The organism is Pseudomonas frederiksbergensis (assembly GCF_003732275.1).
Taxonomy (GTDB): Bacteria; Pseudomonadota; Gammaproteobacteria; order Pseudomonadales; family Pseudomonadaceae; genus Aquipseudomonas; species Aquipseudomonas frederiksbergensis_H.
Window position 1 is genome coordinate 103,982 of the sequence record NZ_MOBM01000039.1, and the last position, 20,595, is coordinate 124,576.

Genomic DNA, 20,595 nt, shown 5'->3' on the forward strand with positions numbered 1-20,595 from the left:
GCCGCGTGCCTGAATGTCCTCCCGTGGGTTACCCTTACAGCTTATGTGTGTTTTCCCACAAGGATTAAAGAAATGTCCGAGCCAGTAAAGCTGCGCGCTCATAGCCAGGCCCATTGCAAGGATTGCAGCCTGGCCCCCCTCTGCCTGCCACTTTCTTTGAATCTGGAAGACATGGATGCGCTGGACGATATCGTCAAACGCGGTCGCCCGCTGAAAAAAGGCGAGTTCCTGTTTCGCCAGGGCGACACGTTCGATTCCGTTTATGCAGTACGCTCCGGCGCCCTGAAGACTTTTAGCCTGAGCGATGGCGGCGAAGAGCAGCTCACCGGCTTTCATTTGCCGAGTGAACTGGTCGGCCTGTCGGGCATGGACACTGAAAAGCACCCGGTCTCGGCGCAAGCCCTGGAAACCACCTCTGTGTGCGAAATCCCTTTCGATCGCCTCGACGAACTGGCCCTGCAACTGCCACAACTGCGCCGTCAGTTGATGCGGGTAATGAGCCGCGAGATTCGCGACGATCAGCAAATGATGTTGCTGCTGTCGAAGAAAACCGCCGACGAGCGCATCGCCACTTTCCTGGTCAACCTGTCGGCACGTTTCCGCGCCCGGGGCTTCTCGGCCAACCAGTTCCGGTTGAGTATGTCGCGTAACGAAATCGGCAATTACCTGGGCCTGGCGGTGGAAACCGTGTCCCGGGTGTTCACCCGCTTCCAGCAAAACGAACTGATTGCCGCCGAAGGCAAGGAAATCCACATCCTCGATCCGATCCAGCTCTGCGCCCTGGCCGGCGGTTCGCTCGAAGGCTGATAGCAACGATTGCGGCTGAGCGAAACGGTTCAGCCGCCGTTATACTGCGACGTTTGCAGCCCGCCAGGACACTTCGACGATGGTCTTCGACTCCTTCGACATCAAATCCCTGATCCGCCCCGTGATCGACTTCCCCAAGCCGGGCGTGATCTTTCGCGACATCACCCCATTGTTCCAGTCACCCACGGCCCTGCGCCTGGTGATGGACAGCTTTGCCCATCGTTACGTCGAAGCCGACTTCACCCACATCGGCGCCATGGATGCCCGTGGCTTCCTGATCGGCTCGATCCTGGCCTATCAGTTGAACAAGCCGCTGGTGCTGTTCCGCAAGCAGGGCAAACTGCCGGCCGACGTGCTAGCCGAGGGTTATCAGACCGAGTACGGCGAAGCGTTTCTCGAAGTCCATGCCGACAGCCTGTGTGAGGGTGATGCGGTGGTGATGTTCGATGACCTGATCGCCACTGGCGGCACGCTGATTGCGGCGACGAACCTGGTTCGACGCATGGGCGCGCGGGTGCATGAAGCGGCGGCGATCATTGATTTGCCGGAGCTGGGTGGCTCGCAGCGGCTGGAAGACATGGGGATTCCTACGTTTTGCCTGACGCAGTTTGCATTAAGCGATAAGTAAGCCGGCGTCTGCACCGACGCCTTCGCGAGCAGGCTCGCTCCCACAGTTAATCTCTGTCATGCACAAAACTTGCGTACACAGAAAATCCCCTGTGGGAGCGAGCCTGCTCGCGATGGCGTCAGCCGCTACACCGCAGATTAGAGCCCCATCTGCTTACTGATGATCTCGTTCATCACTTCCCGCGTCCCGCCGCCGATCGACAGAATCCGGTTATCCCGGTACAGCCGCTCCACCAGACTGTCACGCATATAACCCAGACCGCCCAGAATCTGCACCGCGTCGGTCGTAATGCGATCAGCCGTGTCGGTAGCAAAATTCTTGGCCATGGAAATCTCTTTGATCACACTCTGCCCGGCGGCCATTTTCGCCGCCTGGCGGTAGGTAAATTCCCGTGACACCTCCAGCGCCGTGGCCATTTCCGCGAGTCGGTGCTTGAGCACCTGGAACTTGCCGATGGGTTTGCCGAAGGCTTCACGCTGACGAGCCCATTTCAGGCTCTCCTCCAGTGCCAACTGCGCGGTCATGTTGGCCATCAGCGCCAGGGCCAGACGCTCGCTCTGAAAGTTGCCCATGATGCAGGCGAAGCCCATGTTCTCGGCCCCGATCAGATGGCCAACCGGCACCCGGCAATCATCGAAAAACAATTCCGCGGTGTCCGACGCCCACCAGCCCATTTTCTTCAACTGACGACCGACGGTGAAACCGGGTGTGCCCTTCTCGATCAGCAGCAAACTGATGCCGCCAAACCCAGGCTCGCCGGTGCGCACCGCGACGGTGTAGAAATCCGCACGAACGCCGCTGGTAATGAAGGTTTTGCTGCCGCTGACCCGGTAAAAGTCGCCGTCACGTACGGCGCGGGTTTGCAGGTTGGCGACGTCGGAGCCGCCGCTGGGCTCGGTGACGGCCAGGGCGCTGATCTTCTCGCCTGCGAGCACCTGAGGCACAACGCGATCGCGGAGTTCGGGCCTGGCCCACTTGAGGATCGGCGGCAGACCGATGTCCAGCGAGCCCAGCCCCGCGACCAGACCACCGGAACCGCAGCGCATCAGCTCTTCACTGGCGGCGATCTTGGCGAACACATCACCTTCGTGACTGCCGCCCAACGCTTCGGGATAACCAATGCCCAGAATCCCCGCCGCGCCGGCCTTTAAGTAGAGCTCACGGGGGAAGCTTTCGGCTTCTTCCCACTGGTCGATGCCCGGAAGAATCTCGCGCTCGACGAAACGTCTGACGCTGTCGCGGACCAATTGGTGGCTGGGATCGAAGTATTCCTGAAAGGCAGGCATCGGCGAGCTCCACTGAAGGTTCAGCGAAGTTAACCGAGCGCTTGCTTGGTTTTCAAGTGAGGATTTGAAGATCAAAAGATCGCAGCCTTCGGCAGCTCCTACATTCGGATGACGTACACCCTGTAGGAGCTGCCGAAGGCTGCGATCTTTTGATTTTGATGTGGTTACAGCGAGATCGGCTTACGCCCGGCAAACGAATGCGCCAATGTCCCGCCGTCCACCAGTTCCAACTCGCCACCCAACGGCACGCCATGGGCGATGCGCGAGGCGATCAGGCCTTTGTTGCTGAGCAACTGGGCGATGTAATGCGCCGTGGCTTCGCCTTCCACCGTCGGGTTGGTGGCGAGGATGACTTCGGCAAACGTGCCCGCTTCCTCGATCCGCGCCAGCAGTTGTGGAATGCCGATGGCGTCCGGCCCCAACCCGTCGAGGGGCGACAGGTGGCCTTTGAGCACGAAGTAGCGACCGCGGAAACCGGTCTGCTCCACCGCGTAAACATCCATCGGACCTTCCACCACACACAGCAAGGTGTCGTCGCGGCGTGGATCGGCGCATTGCGGGCACAGATCATCTTCGGTCAGCGTGCGGCACAAGCGGCAGTGGCCCACTCCTTCCATGGCCTGGCTCAGCGCCTGAGCCAATCGAGAACCGCCGCTGCGATCACGCTCAAGCAGTTGCAACGCCATGCGCTGGGCAGTTTTCTGACCCACACCCGGCAAAATTCGCAGGGCATCGATCAGTTGGCGAATCAAAGGGCTGAAGCTCATGGGGAAAAGTCCGACATAACAACGAGACGCGGTTTATACCCGCGCCTCGAATGACCGTCAATTATTCAGTCTTGCGCAACCCGCACCACCAGTTTGCCGAAGTTGCGTCCCTCCAGCAGACCGATGAACGCCTGAGGCGCGTTCTCCAGGCCGTCGACCACGTCTTCACGGAATTTCACCTTGCCGTCACGCACCCATGGCACCACGGCGCTGATGAACTCCGGCTGACGATCACCGTAGTCGTCGAACACAATGAAGCCCTGAATCCGCACGCGCTTGGTCAGCAGCGTGCGCTGCAATTGTGGCAAGCGATCCGGCCCGCTCGGCGCTTCATGGGCGTTGTAGGACGCAATCAGACCGCAAAGAGGAATCCGCGCCTTGGGGTTGAGCAGCGGCAGCACCGCATCGAACACCTTGCCACCGACGTTTTCAAAGTAGATATCGACGCCTTTGAAGCAGGCCAGCGCCAACTCTTCGGCGAAATCCGGGCGCTTGTGGTCGATACAGGCATCGAAGCCCAACTCCTCAACCACATAGCGGCATTTTTCCGCGCCACCGGCCACACCCACTACTCGCAAGCCCTTGATCTTCGCCACTTGGCCGACCACCGACCCCACCGCGCCGGACGCAGCCGCTACCACCAGGGTTTCGCCTTCCTTGGGCTGGCCGATGTCCATCAACCCCATGTAGGCGGTCATGCCGGGCATGCCCAGTACACCCAGGGCCATCGAAGGACTCTGCAGCCCGGACGGGATCGGAATGATGTTGCGTCCGTCACTGATGCTGTGGCTTTGCCACCCCGTGACGCCGACCACCAGATCGCCTTCATGGAATTTCGGATGCAGGGAGCGTTCGACACGACTGACAGCCCCACCGGTCATCACCTCGTCGATTTCTACCGGCGCAGCGTAGGACGGCGCGTCACTCATACGACCGCGCATGTAGGGATCGAGCGACAGATAAAGTGTCTTGAGCAGTACCTGACCGTCAGCCAGGTCTGGCAGCGCTACCCGTTCCAGGCGGAAATTCTCTGGCGTCGGCGCGCCCACCGGGCGGGACACCAGAACGATACGCTGGTTGAGGGTCAATGCTTGTGGCATGTGAACGTCTCCTTGATCGATGAATTTCGGCGGTATAGGGAGCAGACCTTTGTGGTGGTATGGCGTTCGATGTTTTTGCCTTTCATTGTGGCGAGGGAGCTTGCTCCCGTTGGACTGTGCAACAGTCCCATTTTGGGGCCCTTCGCGGCCCAGCGGGAGCAAGCTCCCTCGCCACAGAAGCCGGTACCCCAACAAACAGAAACAAAAATGCCAGGCGCGATGCCTGGCATTTTTTTGTAACCCATCCGACGCGCGTTGGCGAATCAGAATGGCAGTTTCATACCCGGTGGCAATTGCATGCCAGCGGTCACGCCAGACATTTTGTCCTGGCTGTTGGCTTCGATCTTGCGCACGGCGTCGTTGACGGCTGCGGCGAATACCGCCTCCAGCATTTCCTTGTCGTCTTCGCTCAGGCCTTCGACCAGGCTTGGGTCGATGGTCACGCGCTTGACGTCGTGACGACCGGTCATTACCACGGTGACCATGTCGCCACCGGCTTTACCGGTGACTTCGGCGTTGGCCAGTTCTTCCTGCATCTTGGCCATTTTTTCCTGCATCTGCTGCGCCTGCTTCATCAGGCCGGCCATGCCACCTTTCATCATGGGAATCACCTCAAAAGTACTTGGATAAAAACAGCGCCCGGCGAATGTGGCCAAGCGCCTTCAGTTATTAGTCCTGACTGACCAGGGCCTCGACAGGTTCAATAGTATCGTGACGGACCACCGCCCCGAACTGCTGCATCATTTGCTGGATGAACGGATCGCCGTGGATCGATTCTTCGGCCTCACGCTGACGGTTGGCACGACGGCGGGATGAGGCCTGAGCCGGGGTTTCCTGCTCGGGCTTGATCAGCTCCATGCTCAGGGTCAGCGTGCGCCCGTGGAACTGGTTCAGTGCATCGTTGAGGCGACGTTGTTGTGTCGCGTTGAACAAGGCGCTGTGGGCCGGGTCCAGGTGCAACAACCAATTGTCGCCATCGACGGCGATCAGCGTGCAGTTGGCAGCGATGCTGGCGGTCATGCCGGACACCGGCAGTTTCGGGAACACCTCCAGCCATTGCAGGGCCAGACCCGTGGCCGGCATCGCGGCCGGTTCTGGCTCGGGTTCCGGCGCAGGTTCGGCGGTGTGCTCGCTGGCCAGTTCGTCGAGATAGCTATAGGCCGAATCCATGTCCGGCTCGATGTAGTCCTCGTCCAGCGGCGGCTCGTCGTCCTGATCCATGCCTGGCGTGGCGGCATCGACTTCGGCCATGGACGGTTCCGGAATCGGCGCAGCGGCCCATTCCGGCGCGTCCGGCACCACACTGTCCGGGGTCGGCATGGGCATCGGTGACAATCCGGGTTGTTCGCCAGCCGTTTCCAGCACCGGCTCGACGGCGGGCTGCTGGACAACTTCAGGCTCTACAGGATCGTTCCATGGCAGGTCGACAACTTCTTCGACGGCTACGGGCTCGACAACAGGCTCGGGCTCAGGCGCGACCACGGGCACAGCCACAGGGGTGACCGGCTCAGGCGCAGCTACCGGGACAGGGGCCGGAGCAACCACTGGCGCGACCGGAGGCGGTGTAACGGCCGTAGCGACTACCGGCGCAACAACCGGCGCGGCAGCCACTGAGTTTGCGGAATCAACTGTGGCCTGGCTGATCCCCACTGTCTTTAGCGGTTGCCTCGGCGCGTCGGCGGTATCTGCCGGCCGGAACGCAAGCATTCGCAGCAGGACCATTTCAAAGCCGCCGCGCGGGTCCGGCGCCAGCGGCAAGTCCCGGCGCCCGATCAGGCCCATCTGGTAATAGAACTGCACGTCTTCGGCCGGCAAAGCCTGGGCCAGAGCCAATACACGGTCACGGTCGCCATGGCCGTTGTCGACACCTTCAGGCAGGGCCTGGGCGATGGCGACACGGTGCAGCACGTTGAGAATTTCCGAGAGCACGCCGTTCCAGTCCGGGCCTTGCTCGGCCAGATGGCGCACGGCTTCGAGCAACGCCTTGGCGTCGCCCTCGATCAGCGCATGCAGGACGTCGTAGACCTGGCCGTGATCGAGAGTACCGAGCATGGCCCGCACGTCGGCGGCCATGACCTTGCCTTCACCGAAAGCAATGGCTTGATCGGTCAGGCTCATGGCGTCGCGCATCGACCCGTCGGCGGCGCGGCCCAGCAGCCACAGTGCATCGTCTTCGAACGGCACGTTCTCGACGCTCAGCACGTGGGTCAGATGCTCGACCACCCGTTCCGGGGTCATGTTCTTCAGGGAGAACTGCAGGCAACGCGACAGAATCGTTGCAGGAAGTTTCTGCGGATCGGTGGTCGCCAGGATGAACTTGACGTAGGGCGGCGGCTCTTCAAGTGTTTTCAACAGCGCATTGAAGGAATGGCTGGAGAGCATATGCACTTCGTCGATCAGGTAGACCTTGAAGCGCCCGCGGCTCGGCGCGTACTGCACGTTGTCGAGCAGCTCGCGGGTATCTTCGACCTTGGTCCGGCTCGCGGCGTCGATCTCGATCAGGTCGACGAAGCGGCCTTCATCGATTTCCCGGCACACCGAGCACTCGCCGCAGGGGGTCGAAGTGATACCTGTTTCACAGTTCAGGCATTTGGCGATGATCCGCGCAATGGTGGTCTTGCCGACCCCGCGGGTACCGGTAAAAAGGTATGCGTGGTGCAGCCGTTGGCTGTCCAAGGCATTGATCAGAGCCTTGAGCACATGGGTCTGGCCGACCATTTCGCCGAACGAGCGCGGACGCCATTTACGTGCAAGAACCTGATAACTCATCGAAAACCGTCGCAACGAAGGAACAGAAGCGGCTAATGCTAGCGGAGCAAGGCCAAAATTGCATCCGGTGCGCTCGTCTATTCTGGCTAAGCTGCTCTTTAAGGGGCTTTTATTGGCTCAGGTTTGAGCGGTACCGGAGCGTTTATGCGTTTTGCCTTGGGGGCACTGCTGTTGGTCAGCCTGAGCGTCGCGGCCGCCGAGGCGCCGTTGCGCTTTGTCGTGTCCGACAGCTGGGCCATGCCCATGGTGCAGATGGAGCGCGGCCGGCCAACCCAAGGCATTCTGCACGACATCATGCTCAGCCTGGCGACGCAGATTGGCGTGCCGGCGCAATTTCATGTATTGCCTCGGGCGCGTGTGCAAAACGCCATGGAACACGGCGAAGTCGATGTGCGCTGCTATATCTCACAATCCTGGCTGCCGAACCTGTCCGGTGACTATATCTGGAGCGTTCCACTGCTGGTTCAGCGCGACTTGCTGATTGGCCGGCGAGGCTCACCCAACACGGTCAACCCGGCAGAGCTGCCGCAGCAGTCGATCGGCACCGTGCTCGGCTATAGCTACCCGACCCTGCAACCGCTATTCGAAGCCGACCGCCTGCACCGCGATGACGCGCGCAATCAGGAACAGGTGCTGGATAAACTCCTGGCCGGACGCTACCGCTATGCCGTGAGCAGCCAATGGACCCTGGACTGGTTCAACCAGCGCCTGCTGCCCGATCGGCAACTGCAAAGCGTAGCGCTGGTGCATGAACAAACCGTCGGCTGCTACGTGCGCAACGACCCCAAAGTACCCGTGCAACGCATTCTGAATACGTTGCTGCAAATGAAAATGTCCGGGGAGATCGATGACATTATCCGGCTCTATACCGGTAACTAGCCCTAGCCGGTTCAGGCTGTCTGATCAAGCGTCTGCCATTGCGACGGAGCGACAAACCCCGCTACCCAGCTCGGCACTTCACCGGGCGGCATCGGGCGAGCGATGAAATAGCCTTGAGCGACTTCGCATCCCAGCCGCAACAGCAACTCACCGTGCTCAAGGCTTTCCAGCCCCTCGGCAATCACCTGCCGACCGAACGCGCGGGCCAGGCCAATCACCGCCTTGGTCAGGGCCAGATCGTCACGATCATTCAGAATGTCGCGCACGAATGACTTATCGATCTTGATGGTTTGGGTTCGCAAACGCTTGAGATAGCTCAGGGACGAGTAACCGGTGCCAAAGTCACCCAGCGAAAACTGCACCCCCAACGCCTGACAGGCCTGCAAACAGGCACTGACATGCTGGATATTCTCGATCGCCACCGACTCGACGATTTCCAGATCGAGCATCTGCGGGGCGACCTGGGCATGTCGAGCGAGTACGTGCTTGAGCCGGTCGACGAAATCGGCGCGCTGAAAATGTCGCGCCGCGATATTGATACTGATCGGCCAGCCCTGCCCTGCTTGCTGCCAGCGGTGCAACTGCGACAAAACCTGATCCATTACCCATTCACCGATATCGATGATCAGGTCAGTGTCCTCCACCAGCGGCAAAAACTCCCGGGGTGGCACCATGCCGTTTTGCGGGTGCTCCCAACGCAACAGCGCTTCGAAACCGACGACCACGCCTCGGCGCATGTTCACTTTGGGCTGAAAATGCACGCGCAACTCACCGGCGACCAGCGCCTGCCGTACTCGCTCGACGGTCTGGTGAGTGGCCTTGACCTCCTGATCCCGAGAGACATCGAATAGATGAAAGCGGTTTCGCCCGCTCTGCTTGGCCACGTACATCGCCTGATCGGCATGACGCAGCAGGGTTTCGGCATCTTCGTTGTCGTGGGGAAACAGGGTGACGCCGATACTGGCAAACACATTGATGTCCTTGCCGTGCAGTGTGTAAGGCGCCGAAATCGCCCCCAACACGCGATTCAGCGCTGCGCGCAATTCCGTTAGATCACGCACATAACGCAGCACCAGCACGAACTCGTCACCGGCCAGTCGCGCCACTACGTCTTCGCCGCGCACAATGTCGCGCAAACGCTTGGCCACTTCCACCAGCAACAGATCGCCACTGGCGTGACCATAGCCGTCGTTGACCGCCTTGAATCCGTCGAGGTCAAGCATGCACACCCCCAACAGAATGTTTTCATGTCGAGAGAATTCCAGTGCCTGATCCAGCAATTCCGAGAGGAACGCGCGATTGGGTAGCCCGGTCAGCACGTCATGCCCGACCCGCCATTGCAGGGTTTGCAACAGTTGACGTTTTTCGCTGATATCAAAACGAATCGACAGGTATCGGTGAATGCGCCCGGTGGCATCATCAAGCACCGGTACCATGGTGCTGTCGACCCAATACAGGCTGCCATCCTTGGCGCGATTACAGATCTCGCCCTTCCAGATATTGCCCAGAGCGATGGTGCGCCACATGGCGGCGAAGAAGTCGGCGGAATGCAGGCCGGAGTTCAGCAGGCGATGGTTTTGCCCCAGCAGTTCCTCACGGCTGTAGCCGGACACGGCGCAGAATTGATCGTTGACATAGGTAATCCGGCCGTTGAGATCGGTCTCGGAAAAAATGGCAGCGGCATCCACGGCCCTGCGGTATTTCTCATCCATGAGTCAGGCTCACTGTCGCTAGCGGTGGTACCGCTCGACCAGCGCAGGATGCCCGGAAGAGGTGTTTTGAGACGTACTGCGCAGAGACACGTTATCACTCCATGAACAGCATTTGATGGCCCCCCGGACCGCCGAAGATCAACTAGGCTCAAAGGCCTCGGGCAAGGTAGCGACACCGACTCTGGTAACATTTTCGCGAGGTTTCACAACGCCAACGGCTTCTGCCATGGATCCGGCAGGAAATGCAATGCTGGCTGTTTCGCATCGCCTAAACTTCAGAAAGCAGCTCATCAAAAACTCGTTCGAAGCGGCGATTCTACGAAATGCATCACATTTTGCAAAGCAAGGTGATGGATCATGCAGTTGCCTAATGCAAAAATCTATCGTTAAGTTCTTGATTCTAAATGGGAATTGAGCGATGCAAATTTCAAGTTTGGGTCCGGCCATCCGACGCTATCGTAAGGTCGCAGGGCTTACTCAGGCTGAACTCGGCGAAAAAACCGGTTTTGACCCCAAAACCATCAGCCGCTTCGAAACAGGCACCTATACCCCCAGCGTGGAAGCATTGTTTTTGCTTGCCGACGTGCTGGGCGTGAAACTGAAAGCCTTTTTCGCAGATCTGGCCGACGAAGATGAACAGCGGGCGTACCTGTTCAGCGTCATACACAAAGCCACCCCGAAGGATCTGGGAAAGCTGATCGCAGCGGTTGACCAGGCCTTGTCCAAGCCTTAGTGCCAGTAAATGAAAAAAGGAGGCCGGTCTGTCGAATACGACAGATCGGCCTCCTTTTTTTGTATCCCGCTCTTTAATTCGGAAACGACGAAAAACCACCCTGGAGGAGCTCCATGGCAGGGAAAACAAAACAGTATTTTTAGATGGAAGACACGAAAGAGGGTTCGTGTTGCGTTATGGAGGCAACCCCACCAGCCACACCCCGGCACACAATGTTCCCGCTGTGGCTGCTCCCTTCCGGGTCTGACCAGGTTCACGGGTAATCGTTGCGGGGGGACCGATGGGGTCACCATAACGACGCTCACCTGACGGCGAGCCGCGCCATTGTACCTATCTGAGACGAAGTTACAACCGTTCGGGCGGATTAAAAAATATGAGCCGCTTCAAGGACATGCGCTGGCCTTTAAAAGATCGCAGCCTGCGGCGGCGCCCACAGGCGAGCAGGAGCTGCCGAAGGCTGCGATCTTTTTGATCCTATTGCGCCAACACCTCATCCGCCCTGCCGCCCTCTTGCTGGATCACCAGGTGAATGAAATGCAGCTTGGCAATCACCGCCGGCGGCAGAACGAACGGATAGAAATCCGGCTGGCCCATACTGCGTGACAATTCGTTGAGCATCCCGGCCAGCTCGATCCATGCGTTGACGAACGACAGGAACGCCGGGCCTCCAGGGTGCTGCGGGTCGAATAGCGTGCTGGGCGGGAATGGCTGGTAATCGAAATCCATTTCCTGCGCACTCATGCCAAACCCCAGGGCGGTGTCCACTGCATCCATCATGTGCAGGTAGTGAGCCCAGGTTTCCGCCCAGTCCTCCCAAGGGTGCATGGTGGCGTAGGCGCTGACGTAACGTTGCTGCCAGTCGAGCGGCGCGCCTAGCTGATAATGCCGCTCAAGGGCCTCGGCGTAGCTTGCTTGCTCGTCACCGAACAGATCGCGGAACGGTTCCAGCCAATGACTGTTGGCGACCAGGCGGTCCCAGTAGTAATGCCCGACCTCGTGACGAAAGTGCCCGAGCAGCGTGCGATAAGGTTCGTGCATCTGCACGCGAAGCTGCTCGCGATGGGCGTCGTCGGCTTCTTTGATATCGAGGGTGATCAGACCGTTGGCATGCCCGGTGGTCGGCGGCTTGCCTTCGAGGTCGATACCGATGAAGTCGAAGGCCAGACCGATGTCTTCGTCCATGGATTTCGGAATGACCGACAAGCCCAGGCTGATCAGCTGCGCCACCAGACGACGCTTGGCGATTTCCACTTTGCGCCAGCGCTCGTGGTTCTCGGGGATCGACAGGTCAGGGATGGTGCGATTCAGGCTACAGGCTATGCACAACCCATCGTGATCATTGGCCGTCAGCAGCCAGTTGCATGCGGCCGGAGAGTCGAGATTGGCGCAGCGGCGGAACAGCCCCGCGTCGGGATCGGCGTCGAGCAACCAGGTATCCGATTGCGGGCCGGGTTGCAGCGAAGACAAGCGACTCTGCTGCGGCTGATAGCCCAGCGCTGCCGAACAAGCCAGGCACTGACTGTTGCGAAAGAACAGCGACTGCCCGCAACGGCAATGCCAGACCTTGCTGTTGCGCAACCGCTCACCCATGAAGGGCGCGGCGATGCGTGAACTGAGCTGTTCGAAGAAGCGGTACATGGCGATCTCTCCCTGGGGCCTGCCAAGACTAGATCATTCCCACACCGTGATCGTTCCCACAAATGAACACACCTGTGTGGGGCCGAGCTTTTGTGGCGAGGGGGCTTGTCGGAACGCCGCATCGCCCCGTTGGGCTGCGCAGCGGCCCCAAAACCGCCAACCGCATTTTTCAGGCATACCGTGCAAGCAGGTCTTGCGACGGCTTCGCCGCCGAACGGGAGCAAGCTCCCTCGCCACAGGTCCCGCGCTAGATCGAGATGTTGTATTCCTTCAGACGCGCCACAAACGCCTCTTCATCCAGCACCTTCAATCCCAACTCATTGGCCTTGGCCAACTTCGATCCCGCGCCCGGCCCGGCGACCACGCAGTGGGTCTTGGCCGACACGGAACCGGCCACCTTGGCGCCGAGGCTTTCAAGTTTGTCCTTGGCGACATCGCGACTCATCAGCTCCAGCGAACCGGTCAGCACCCAAGTCTGCCCGGCCAACGGCAATCCTTCGACGACCTTTTTCTCGCTCTGCCAATGCATGCCGAAATCACGCAGCTGCTTTTCGGCCGCTTCAGCGAGCTGACGATTTTCGGTCCCCGCAAAGAACTCGCGAACCGAAGTCGCCTGTTTCTCCGGCAATGCCTGACGCATGTCCAGCCAATCAGCACTCATCACCGCTTCGAGCGAGCCGAATATATCGGCAAGCTTCTGCGCCCCGCCCGGCCCGACCGACGGAATGTGCAATTTGTCGAGGAAACCGCCCAACGTGGTACTGGCGGCAAATTCGGCACCCAGCTCGCCCTGATCCTGAATCTGCAGGCCGTGCTTGAGCAGATCCTTGATCACCTGCTGGTTATGCGCGTCTTCAAAGAAGCTGTGAATCTCGTGAGCCACTTCCAGGCCGACATCCGGCAAGTACGTGAGCACGTGCGGCAACGCCTGCTGAACCCGCTCCAGAGAGCCGAGAGAACGCGCAAGGACCTTGGCCGTCTCTTCACCGACATCAGGAATGCCCAAGGCGTAGATGAAGCGCGCCAGACTCGGCTGCTTGCTGTCTTCGATAGCACCGAGCAGGTTCTTGCTCGACAGTTCGGCAAAGCCTTCCAGGTCAACAATCTGCTCGAACGTCAGGGCGTAGAGATCGGCCGGCGAACTCACCAGGCCTTCATCCACCAGTTGCTCGACGCTCTTCTCGCCCAGCCCTTCAATGTCCATGGCGCGGCGCGAAACGAAGTGAATGATCGCTTGCTTGAGTTGCGCACCGCAGGCCAGACGCCCGACGCAGCGATACACCGCGCCTTCGCTGATGGTCTCGCGACCCTTGCTGCGCTTGACCAGTTGCGTGCGCTCGACATGGGAACCACAGACCGGGCACTGCTCGGGAATCTGCACCGGCCGGGCATTCTCCGGGCGGCGTTCGGTAACCACTTGCACCACTTGCGGGATCACGTCGCCGGCGCGACGAATGATCACGGTGTCGCCGATCATCAGGCCCAGCCGCGCAACTTCATCCATGTTGTGCAAGGTCGCATTGGCCACGGTGACGCCCGCGACCCTGACCGGTTTCAAGCGCGCCACCGGCGTCACGGCACCGGTGCGACCGACCTGGAATTCCACGTCGAGCAGCTCGGTGAGCTCTTCCATGGCCGGGAATTTGTGGGCAATCGCCCAACGCGGTTCGCGAGCGCGGAAACCCAGTTCACGCTGGGAAGCAATGCTGTTGACCTTGAACACCACACCGTCGATTTCATACTGGAGCGCATTGCGACGCTCACCGATATCGCGGTAGTAATCCAGGCATTCATCGATGCCGCGTGCCAGTTTCAGCTCATGGCTGATCGGTATCCCCCAGGCTTTGAGTTGCTGCAGATTGCCAATGTGCGTGTCGGCGATATCGGCCGAAATCTGGCCGATGCCGTAGCAGCAGAATTCCAGTGGACGGTTGGCGGTGATCTTCGAATCCAGCTGCCTCAAGCTGCCCGCCGCCGCGTTACGCGGGTTGGCGAAGGTCTTGCCACCCGCTTCCAGTTGCGTGGCGTTGAGCCGTTCGAAACCGGCCTTGGACATGAATACTTCGCCACGCACTTCCAGGGTCGCCGGCCAGCCGGTGCCATGCAGCTTGAGCGGAATATTGCGCACGGTGCGCACGTTGACGCTGATGTCTTCGCCAGTGGTGCCATCGCCGCGGGTCGCGCCGCGCACCAGCACACCGTCCTGGTACAGCAGACTGACCGCCAGGCCATCGAGCTTGGGTTCACAGCTGTACTCCACCGCTGCGCCACTGCCAAACAAGTCGCCGACCGGCAGATCCAGCCCTTCCGTCACCCGGCGATCGAATTCGCGCATGTCGGTTTCTTCGAAGGCGTTGCCAAGGCTGAGCATCGGCACTTCATGACGCACCTGAGTGAACGCCGACAATGCTGCGCTGCCGACACGCTGGGTCGGCGAGTCGCTGGTGATCAATTCTGGATGGGCCGCTTCGAGGGCTTTGAGCTCGTGGAACAGACGATCGTATTCGGCGTCCGGAATGCTGGGTTCGTCCAGCACGTGATAACGATAGTTGTGCTGATCGAGCTCGGCGCGCAGCTCTAGAATGCGGTTTTTGGCGGCGGTCATGGGTGTTCTCTCATAAAGCAAAAGAGCAGCCGAGGCTGCTCTATCTCATCTCATCAAGATCAAGAGATCGCAGCCTCGTTTCACTCGACAGCTCCTACAGAAAATCGCGAACCCTGTAGGAGCTGTCGAGTGAAACGAGGCCGCGATCTTTTGCCTTTAACGCTTCTGGGTCAAAGCGCGACGCTCGAACTCGACGATGCGCTGACGGTAGTGCTCAATCGTTTGGGCGGTCAGCACGCTGCGCTGGTCGTCTTTCAGTTCGCCGTTCAGCTCCTGGGACAGTTTGCGTGCCGCAGCCACCATCACGTCGAAGGCTTGCTTCGGATGACGCGGGCCTGGCAGACCGAGGAAGAAGCTCACCGCCGGGGTGCTGAAATGATCGATGTCATCCAGATCGAAGACACCCGGTTTGACCGCGTTGGCCATGGAGAACAGGACTTCGCCGTTACCGGCCATGCTTTCGTGACGGTGGAAAATGTCCATCTCGCCAAAACGCAGACCGCTTTCCAGAATGTTCTGCAACAGTGCCGGGCCCTTGAAGCCGGCCGGGTCGCGGCAGATCACGCTGATCACCAGCACTTCTTCGGCTTGCGGCTGATCTTTATCGGCCGGGCTGGCGGGCTTGGTGTCATCCGGGAAATCGTCACGGCTATTGAAGCTCGGGCCGCCGTCCAGGTCCAGATTGAGGTTCAAGTCGCCTTGCGATGGCTCGCCATGGCCACGCTTGCCGCGCTTGGAACCCGATTCGCGCGATTCACGGGCAGGCATGCTCACCGACGGCAGATCATGCTCGTCCAATTGCGGCTCTTTATGGTTATCGAGCACGCGGGGCGGGCCCAACAGCTCGGCGCTGGTGTCCTCGTCCGGCAAATTGGACAAACTTCGATCAAGACGGAACTTCAGTTTTCCCTTGCCGCCGCGCATGCGACGCCAGCCATCGAAAAGAATACCGGCAATGACAATAATGCCGATGACGATCAGCCACTCGCGCAGACCGATTTCCATGTAATCCCGTGCCTCTATAAAAAATGCTGAAAAATAAGGGGTTTACATTGTGTAAACCGCTTTAAAACGTGGCGCCAACTCTATGTTCTGACAGGCGTTTTGCCCACGTATACGAAAAATTGACATTAAACTAGCACGACCAAAGGCAACTTTACACCGTCTGTCACAGTGGCTAGCGCGAATTATGTCGATTGGCCAGCAAGTCAGACAGGTAAAAAGCCCTACAGCTCAAAAATACCCGCCCTACAAGCAATAATTCAGGCGTCCACCATGGCCATCGCCTCCTCCACATCCACAGCCACCAGACGCGAGCAACCGGGTTCGTGCATCGTCACCCCCATCAATTGATCGGCCATTTCCATGGCGATCTTGTTGTGGGTGATGTAGATGAACTGCACCGTCTGCGACATCTCTTTGACCAGCCGTGCGTAGCGTCCAACGTTAGCGTCATCCAATGGCGCGTCAACCTCATCGAGCATGCAGAACGGCGCCGGATTCAACTTGAAGATGGCAAAAACCAGGGCCAATGCAGTCAGGGCTTTTTCGCCACCGGAGAGCAAATGGATGGTGCTGTTCTTCTTTCCTGGCGGCTGCGCCATAATCGTTACCCCTGTATCGAGTAGATCTTCGCCCGTCAGTTCCAAATACGCGCGTCCTCCACCGAAAACTTTTGGGAAAAGGGCCTGTAAACCGCCATTGATCTGATCAAAGGTATCTTTGAAGCGGTTTCGGGTTTCCTTGTCGATCTTGCGAATCACGTTCTCGAGCGTGTCCAGCGCTTCCACCAGATCGTCGTTCTGAGCATCCAGATAACGTTTACGCTCGGATTGTTGCTGGTATTCGTCGATGGCCGCGAGGTTGATCGCGCCGAGGCGCTGAATTCGAGCGGCGATGCGCTCGATTTCTTCTTCGGCGTCTTTCTCGTTGGCCCCGGCCAGCAGCGTGGCGAGCACGCCGTTGAGATCGTAGCCGTCCTCGAGCAATTGATCCTGCAAAGTCTTGCGTCGCACCGTCAGCGCTTGCCACTCCATGCGCTGCTGCTCGAGCTGGCTGCGAATCAACTGGGATTGCTGCTCGGCCTGAGTGCGGCGCTTTTCGGCATCGCGCAGTTCGCGGTCGGCGTCTTCCATGGCGATTTGCGCGGTCTTGAGCTCTTCGTCGACGGTCATGCGCTTGTCGAGCAGCTCTTCGAGTTTCAGTCGCAGCTCTTCCAGCGGCGCTTCGCCCTCTTCGAGGTTGAGGCTCAACTGTTCACGCTTCTCGGTCAGGCGCTCGGACTGCATTTCCAGACGTTCAAGGGCCTGACGAGTGGAATCGTGTTGCGCCTTCAGCGAACCGAGGCGTACCGCCAGTTGATGTGCATGATCCTTATGCTGTCGGGCTTCCTGACGCACCCGGTCGAGGCGTTCGCGCAAGCTGTCGCGCTGGGCCAACAGCAACTCACGCTGCTCGGTGTCCAGCGCCATGCTGTCGAGGGCTTCCTGCAACTGCAGGCGCGCTTCGCCGATGTTTTCGTGCTCCAGGGCGCGCTGTTCGCTCAGCTCGGTGAGTTCTTCATCAAGACGGGTGCGGCGCAGGGTCAACTGCTCGACCTTGGCTTTGCCAGCGGACAACTGGGCTTTCAATTCGCCCTGCTGCCGGGCTTCGTCTTGCAGCAGTCGGCGCAAATGTTCGCGGCCGTTTTCCTGCTGACGCTGTTGCGCCCTGAGATTCTGAAGTTGGGTTTCCAGGGTTTCGACCGTGGCTTCGCGCTCTTCGCGTTCAAGGCCCAAGCGCTGGATTTCCTGGCCACGGGCAAGTACACCGCTTTCCGCCTCGCTGGCCCGGCGCACACGCAAAAAGTGTCGGCCGACCCAGTAACCGTCGCGGCTGATCAGGCTTTGCCCGGCGGCCAATTGCCCGCGCAAGGCCAAGGCCTGCTCAAGGCTGTCGACCGGTTTGACTTGCCCCAGCCATGGCGACAAATCAATCTGCGCCTCGACCTTGTCGAGCAAACTGCCAGGCATGCGCACGCCATCGGTGGCCGGACTGAGCAGACGTAAATCGCCTTGGGCAAACCCGGCCAGATCGAAATCACCGAAGTCATCCACCAGCACCGCTTGCAGGTCAGCGCCGAGCACGGTTTCCACCGCCAGTTCCCAACCGGCCTCGACCTTCAGGCCTTCGGCCAGGCGTGGACGATCCGCCAGATGCTGTTCGCGCAGCCATTCAGCGGTGCCGGTGCCCGGATCGAGCGCGGCTTGCTGCAAGGCTTCCAACGACGCCAGTCGACCGTTGAGACGCTGCAAATCACCTTGGGCTTGCTGCTGCGCCGAGAGCGCTTGCTGCAGCTCCTGACGCAGTTGCTCGAGGCGCTCGACCTGAGCCTCCTCACTGGCCTGCAAGTCTTCGAGCGTGGCCTCGGACGCGGCCAACTGCTCGCTGAGTTCCATGATCGCCGCGTCTTCCGGATCCGCCGACAGCAACGCACGTTCTTCGCCAAGGCGCTTCTGGCGATCGGCCAAACGCTCCATGCTGGTTTCCAGCTGCTGGATTCGCGACTGCTGAACTTCAGACTGACGGCGTGGCTCAGCGGCGGTGAGGTTGAACGTGTCCCACTGCTCCTGCCAGCCGTGCATGGTGGTTTCGGATTCTTCGAGCGCGGCAGCAGCTTCTTCGGCGGCGGCGCTGGTGACTTCCTGTTCCGGCGTGAGCATGTCCAGCTCTTCGCCCAAGGTCAGCAGCAAGGTGCGGTCGTGGCCCAAGTGAGACTCGGTTTCCAGCCGCGCGCGCTCGGCTTCCTTCAGGTCGTCCTGCAACTGACGCAAGCGCTGCTGACCGTGCTGGATGCTCTGTTCGACCCGGGCGATATCACCGCCGACCGAATAGAAACGCCCCTGCACCAGATTGAAGCGTTCGGACAGATCGTGATGACCGTCACGCAGGCGTTCGATGGCCGCGTCGGCATTGCGTTGCTCGGCCACCAGGGCTTCGAAGGTGACCTCCTGAGTGCCGATGATCGCTTCGCGCTGGCCGACCTGTTCGTTCAACGCTTGCCAGCGCAGGGCCGACAGCTGGGCCTTGAGCTGGCGCTCTTCGCCTTTGTATTCCTGATACTTCTTGGCGGCCTCGGCCTGGCGGTGCAAGCGTTCAAGCTGACGCTCGAGTTCTTCGCGCAGGTCGGTCAGGCGGGCAAGGTTTTCGTGGGTGCGGCGGATACGGTTTTCAGTCTCGCGCCGACGTTCCTTGTACTTGGAAATACCGGCGGCTTCTTCGATGAAATTGCGCAGGTCTTCGGGCTTGGACTCGATCAGCTTGGAGATCATCCCCTGCTCGATAATCGAATAGCTGCGCGGGCCGAGGCCGGTACCCAGAAAGATGTCGGTGATATCGCGGCGGCGGCATTTGGTGCCGTTGAGGTAGTAGGTGGTCTGGCTGTCGCGGGTCACTTTGCGGCGAATGGAAATCTCCGCATAGGCAGCCCATTCGCCGAGCAGGGTGCCGTCGGAGTTATCGAACACCAGCTCAATGCTCGCCTGGCTCACCGGTTTACGGCTGGTCGAGCCGTTGAAGATGACGTCGGTCATCGACTCGCCGCGCAAGTTTTTGGCTGAGCTCTCGCCCATCACCCAACGCACGGCGTCGATGATGTTCGACTTGCCGCAACCATTGGGTCCGACCACGGCCGCCATGTTACTGGGGAAGTTTACCGTGGTCGGATCGACGAAGGATTTGAACCCCGCCAGCTTGATGCACTTGAGCCGCACGCTTAAGCGACCGTCAGGGCAGAGACCACCAGATCGCAGCTGCGCTGGGCATACGCCGTCAGCACCACGCGGATCTGAGGAAAGTCACGGGCCAGCACGGCAGCGAGCAAGCGCTCGAACAGCTCGAGGAACTCGCTCATCGAGGCCTTGCGCTGATCCAGCGCGAGGAAATACGCGCGGCTCATGGCCGGCTGCAAATTCTCGACGGTTTCCTGCAAGTACGGATTGTTGGCGAACGGATAGGCGGCGCGCATCACACTGAAGCTGTCGTCGACGAACGTGCGGATGTCCTGGCGTTGGTAGCTGTCGGTCAGGCGCTGCTGGATCTGCACGAACGGCGCCATGTCGGCCTGGACTTGCCAGCCGCTGGCCACGGCGTTGCCGAGCAGAATGTACAACTCGCTCATCAACGTGCACAGGCTCTGCACCTTGTGCGCCGTGAGTTCGGTCACATGGGCGCCACGTCGCGGCAAAATCGCGATCAAGTGGCGGCGCTCGAGAATCAGCAAGGCCTCACGGACTGAACCGCGGCTGACATTGAGGGCCAGCGTGACCTTCTGTTCCTGGATGCGCTCCCCCGGCTTCATTTCGCCGCGAATGATACGTTCGGCGAGGTGGTGAGCGATTTGCTCGGCGAGGCTGTCCGGCGCCTTGAACGTCATGGTTGTCCTTCAAACTCTTCGATCTGCACAAGCGGCGCAGTGTAGCGCAATTGATGGGTCATGGCGGAGTGCCCACCCAGCGGTTTTTGGCACGATTCAAGCAAAAGGCAAGCTATCCCGTGAGGGTCAATAATGAAGGAACGAGTCGTTGATCGACAAAATGCTATTTCCTGACCTTTAAGTCAGAAAATCATTGACCGAAAAGTCAGACCTGATAAATTCGGCTCATGTCGGTTAACAACAATAATGAGTTTGCGA

General features: G+C 59.7%; 15 protein-coding genes and 1 other RNA gene. 4 read left to right on the forward strand and 12 right to left on the reverse strand.

Features of this window, described 5'->3' with window-relative positions:
- Positions 1-72: 72 nt before the first annotated feature.
- Both fnr and BK662_RS26435 read left to right on the forward strand, forming a co-directional pair.
- Positions 73-807: a fumarate/nitrate reduction transcriptional regulator Fnr gene (fnr, locus tag BK662_RS26430; RefSeq protein WP_123360018.1), complete on the forward strand. Its 735-nt coding sequence runs from the start codon at positions 73-75 to the stop codon at positions 805-807.
- A gap of 79 nt (positions 808-886) precedes the next feature.
- On the forward strand, positions 887-1,435 hold the full coding sequence (locus tag BK662_RS26435; protein ID WP_123360019.1) for an adenine phosphoribosyltransferase: 549 nt from the start codon (positions 887-889) through the stop codon (positions 1,433-1,435).
- A gap of 137 nt (positions 1,436-1,572) precedes the next feature.
- On the opposite strand, the gene BK662_RS26440 is transcribed toward BK662_RS26435, so the two are convergent.
- The 5 genes from BK662_RS26440 to dnaX all read right to left on the reverse strand — a co-directional run bounded on the left by BK662_RS26440 (position 1,573) and on the right by dnaX (position 7,357).
- A complete protein-coding gene (locus BK662_RS26440; protein ID WP_123360020.1) occupies positions 1,573-2,721 on the reverse strand; it encodes an acyl-CoA dehydrogenase family protein in 1,149 nt (382 codons plus the stop codon).
- 164 nt (positions 2,722-2,885) lie between these two features.
- Entirely contained in the window at positions 2,886-3,488 is a 603-nt protein-coding gene (recR, locus tag BK662_RS26445; RefSeq protein WP_123360021.1) for a recombination mediator RecR, read from the reverse strand.
- Between the two features lie 65 nt (positions 3,489-3,553).
- Positions 3,554-4,588 carry an NADPH-dependent curcumin/dihydrocurcumin reductase gene (curA, locus tag BK662_RS26450; RefSeq protein ID WP_123360022.1) on the reverse strand — a complete coding sequence of 345 codons (1,035 nt, stop codon included), beginning with the start codon at positions 4,586-4,588 and terminating at the stop codon, positions 3,554-3,556.
- A 263-nt stretch (positions 4,589-4,851) separates the two neighbouring features.
- Entirely contained in the window at positions 4,852-5,190 is a 339-nt protein-coding gene (locus BK662_RS26460; RefSeq protein ID WP_007905413.1) for a YbaB/EbfC family nucleoid-associated protein, read from the reverse strand.
- 67 nt (positions 5,191-5,257) lie between these two features.
- Complete coding sequence (gene dnaX, locus BK662_RS26465; protein WP_123360023.1) at positions 5,258-7,357, reverse strand: DNA polymerase III subunit gamma/tau; 2,100 nt, start codon at positions 7,355-7,357, stop codon at positions 5,258-5,260.
- Between the two features lie 144 nt (positions 7,358-7,501).
- Between dnaX and BK662_RS26470 the strand changes: the two genes are divergently transcribed.
- The gene (locus BK662_RS26470; RefSeq protein WP_123360024.1) at positions 7,502-8,236 is read left to right on the forward strand and encodes a substrate-binding periplasmic protein; all 735 of its coding nucleotides are present in this window, start codon (positions 7,502-7,504) and stop codon (positions 8,234-8,236) included.
- 11 nt (positions 8,237-8,247) lie between these two features.
- Here the strand turns inward: BK662_RS26470 and BK662_RS26475 are convergent, their stop codons facing one another.
- The gene (locus tag BK662_RS26475) at positions 8,248-9,948 is read right to left on the reverse strand and encodes a putative bifunctional diguanylate cyclase/phosphodiesterase (protein WP_123360025.1); all 1,701 of its coding nucleotides are present in this window, start codon (positions 9,946-9,948) and stop codon (positions 8,248-8,250) included.
- A 418-nt stretch (positions 9,949-10,366) separates the two neighbouring features.
- Between BK662_RS26475 and BK662_RS26480 the strand changes: the two genes are divergently transcribed.
- Complete coding sequence (locus tag BK662_RS26480; RefSeq protein WP_123360026.1) at positions 10,367-10,681, forward strand: helix-turn-helix domain-containing protein; 315 nt, start codon at positions 10,367-10,369, stop codon at positions 10,679-10,681.
- 186 nt (positions 10,682-10,867) lie between these two features.
- Here BK662_RS26480 and ffs read toward each other — a convergent pair.
- The 6 genes from ffs to BK662_RS26510 form a co-directional block, all read right to left on the reverse strand.
- An RNA gene (ffs, locus tag BK662_RS26485) (signal recognition particle sRNA small type) lies at positions 10,868-10,964 on the reverse strand.
- 191 nt (positions 10,965-11,155) lie between these two features.
- On the reverse strand, positions 11,156-12,319 hold the full coding sequence (locus tag BK662_RS26490) for a zinc-binding metallopeptidase family protein (protein WP_123360027.1): 1,164 nt from the start codon (positions 12,317-12,319) through the stop codon (positions 11,156-11,158).
- 247 nt (positions 12,320-12,566) lie between these two features.
- Positions 12,567-14,924 carry an NAD-dependent DNA ligase LigA gene (ligA, locus tag BK662_RS26495; protein WP_123360028.1) on the reverse strand — a complete coding sequence of 786 codons (2,358 nt, stop codon included), beginning with the start codon at positions 14,922-14,924 and terminating at the stop codon, positions 12,567-12,569.
- Positions 14,925-15,080: 156 nt separating this feature from the next.
- On the reverse strand, positions 15,081-15,929 hold the full coding sequence (gene zipA / locus BK662_RS26500) for a cell division protein ZipA (protein WP_123360029.1): 849 nt from the start codon (positions 15,927-15,929) through the stop codon (positions 15,081-15,083).
- A gap of 257 nt (positions 15,930-16,186) precedes the next feature.
- Positions 16,187-19,675 (reverse strand): chromosome segregation protein SMC, encoded by a 3,489-nt coding sequence (smc, locus tag BK662_RS26505; RefSeq protein WP_123360030.1) that lies wholly within the window; start codon positions 19,673-19,675, stop codon positions 16,187-16,189.
- Positions 19,676-19,677: 2 nt separating this feature from the next.
- Positions 19,678-20,337, reverse strand: a complete 660-nt coding sequence (locus tag BK662_RS26510) for a GntR family transcriptional regulator (protein WP_123360031.1) — start codon at positions 20,335-20,337, stop codon at positions 19,678-19,680.
- Positions 20,338-20,595: the final 258 nt, after the last annotated feature.

Coding starts and splice junctions, on each gene's coding strand:
- fnr (WP_123360018.1), top strand. CDS start 73: ATGTCCGAGCCAGTAAAGCTGCGCGCTCATAGCCAGGCCCATTGCAAG.
- BK662_RS26435 (WP_123360019.1), top strand. CDS start 887: ATGGTCTTCGACTCCTTCGACATCAAATCCCTGATCCGCCCCGTGATC.
- BK662_RS26440 (WP_123360020.1), bottom strand. CDS start 2,721: ATGCCTGCCTTTCAGGAATACTTCGATCCCAGCCACCAATTGGTCCGC.
- recR (WP_123360021.1), bottom strand. CDS start 3,488: ATGAGCTTCAGCCCTTTGATTCGCCAACTGATCGATGCCCTGCGAATT.
- curA (WP_123360022.1), bottom strand. CDS start 4,588: ATGCCACAAGCATTGACCCTCAACCAGCGTATCGTTCTGGTGTCCCGC.
- BK662_RS26460 (WP_007905413.1), bottom strand. CDS start 5,190: ATGATGAAAGGTGGCATGGCCGGCCTGATGAAGCAGGCGCAGCAGATG.
- dnaX (WP_123360023.1), bottom strand. CDS start 7,357: ATGAGTTATCAGGTTCTTGCACGTAAATGGCGTCCGCGCTCGTTCGGC.
- BK662_RS26470 (WP_123360024.1), top strand. CDS start 7,502: ATGCGTTTTGCCTTGGGGGCACTGCTGTTGGTCAGCCTGAGCGTCGCG.
- BK662_RS26475 (WP_123360025.1), bottom strand. CDS start 9,948: ATGGATGAGAAATACCGCAGGGCCGTGGATGCCGCTGCCATTTTTTCC.
- BK662_RS26480 (WP_123360026.1), top strand. CDS start 10,367: ATGCAAATTTCAAGTTTGGGTCCGGCCATCCGACGCTATCGTAAGGTC.
- BK662_RS26490 (WP_123360027.1), bottom strand. CDS start 12,319: ATGTACCGCTTCTTCGAACAGCTCAGTTCACGCATCGCCGCGCCCTTC.
- ligA (WP_123360028.1), bottom strand. CDS start 14,924: ATGACCGCCGCCAAAAACCGCATTCTAGAGCTGCGCGCCGAGCTCGAT.
- zipA (WP_123360029.1), bottom strand. CDS start 15,929: ATGGAAATCGGTCTGCGCGAGTGGCTGATCGTCATCGGCATTATTGTC.
- BK662_RS26510 (WP_123360031.1), bottom strand. CDS start 20,337: ATGACGTTCAAGGCGCCGGACAGCCTCGCCGAGCAAATCGCTCACCAC.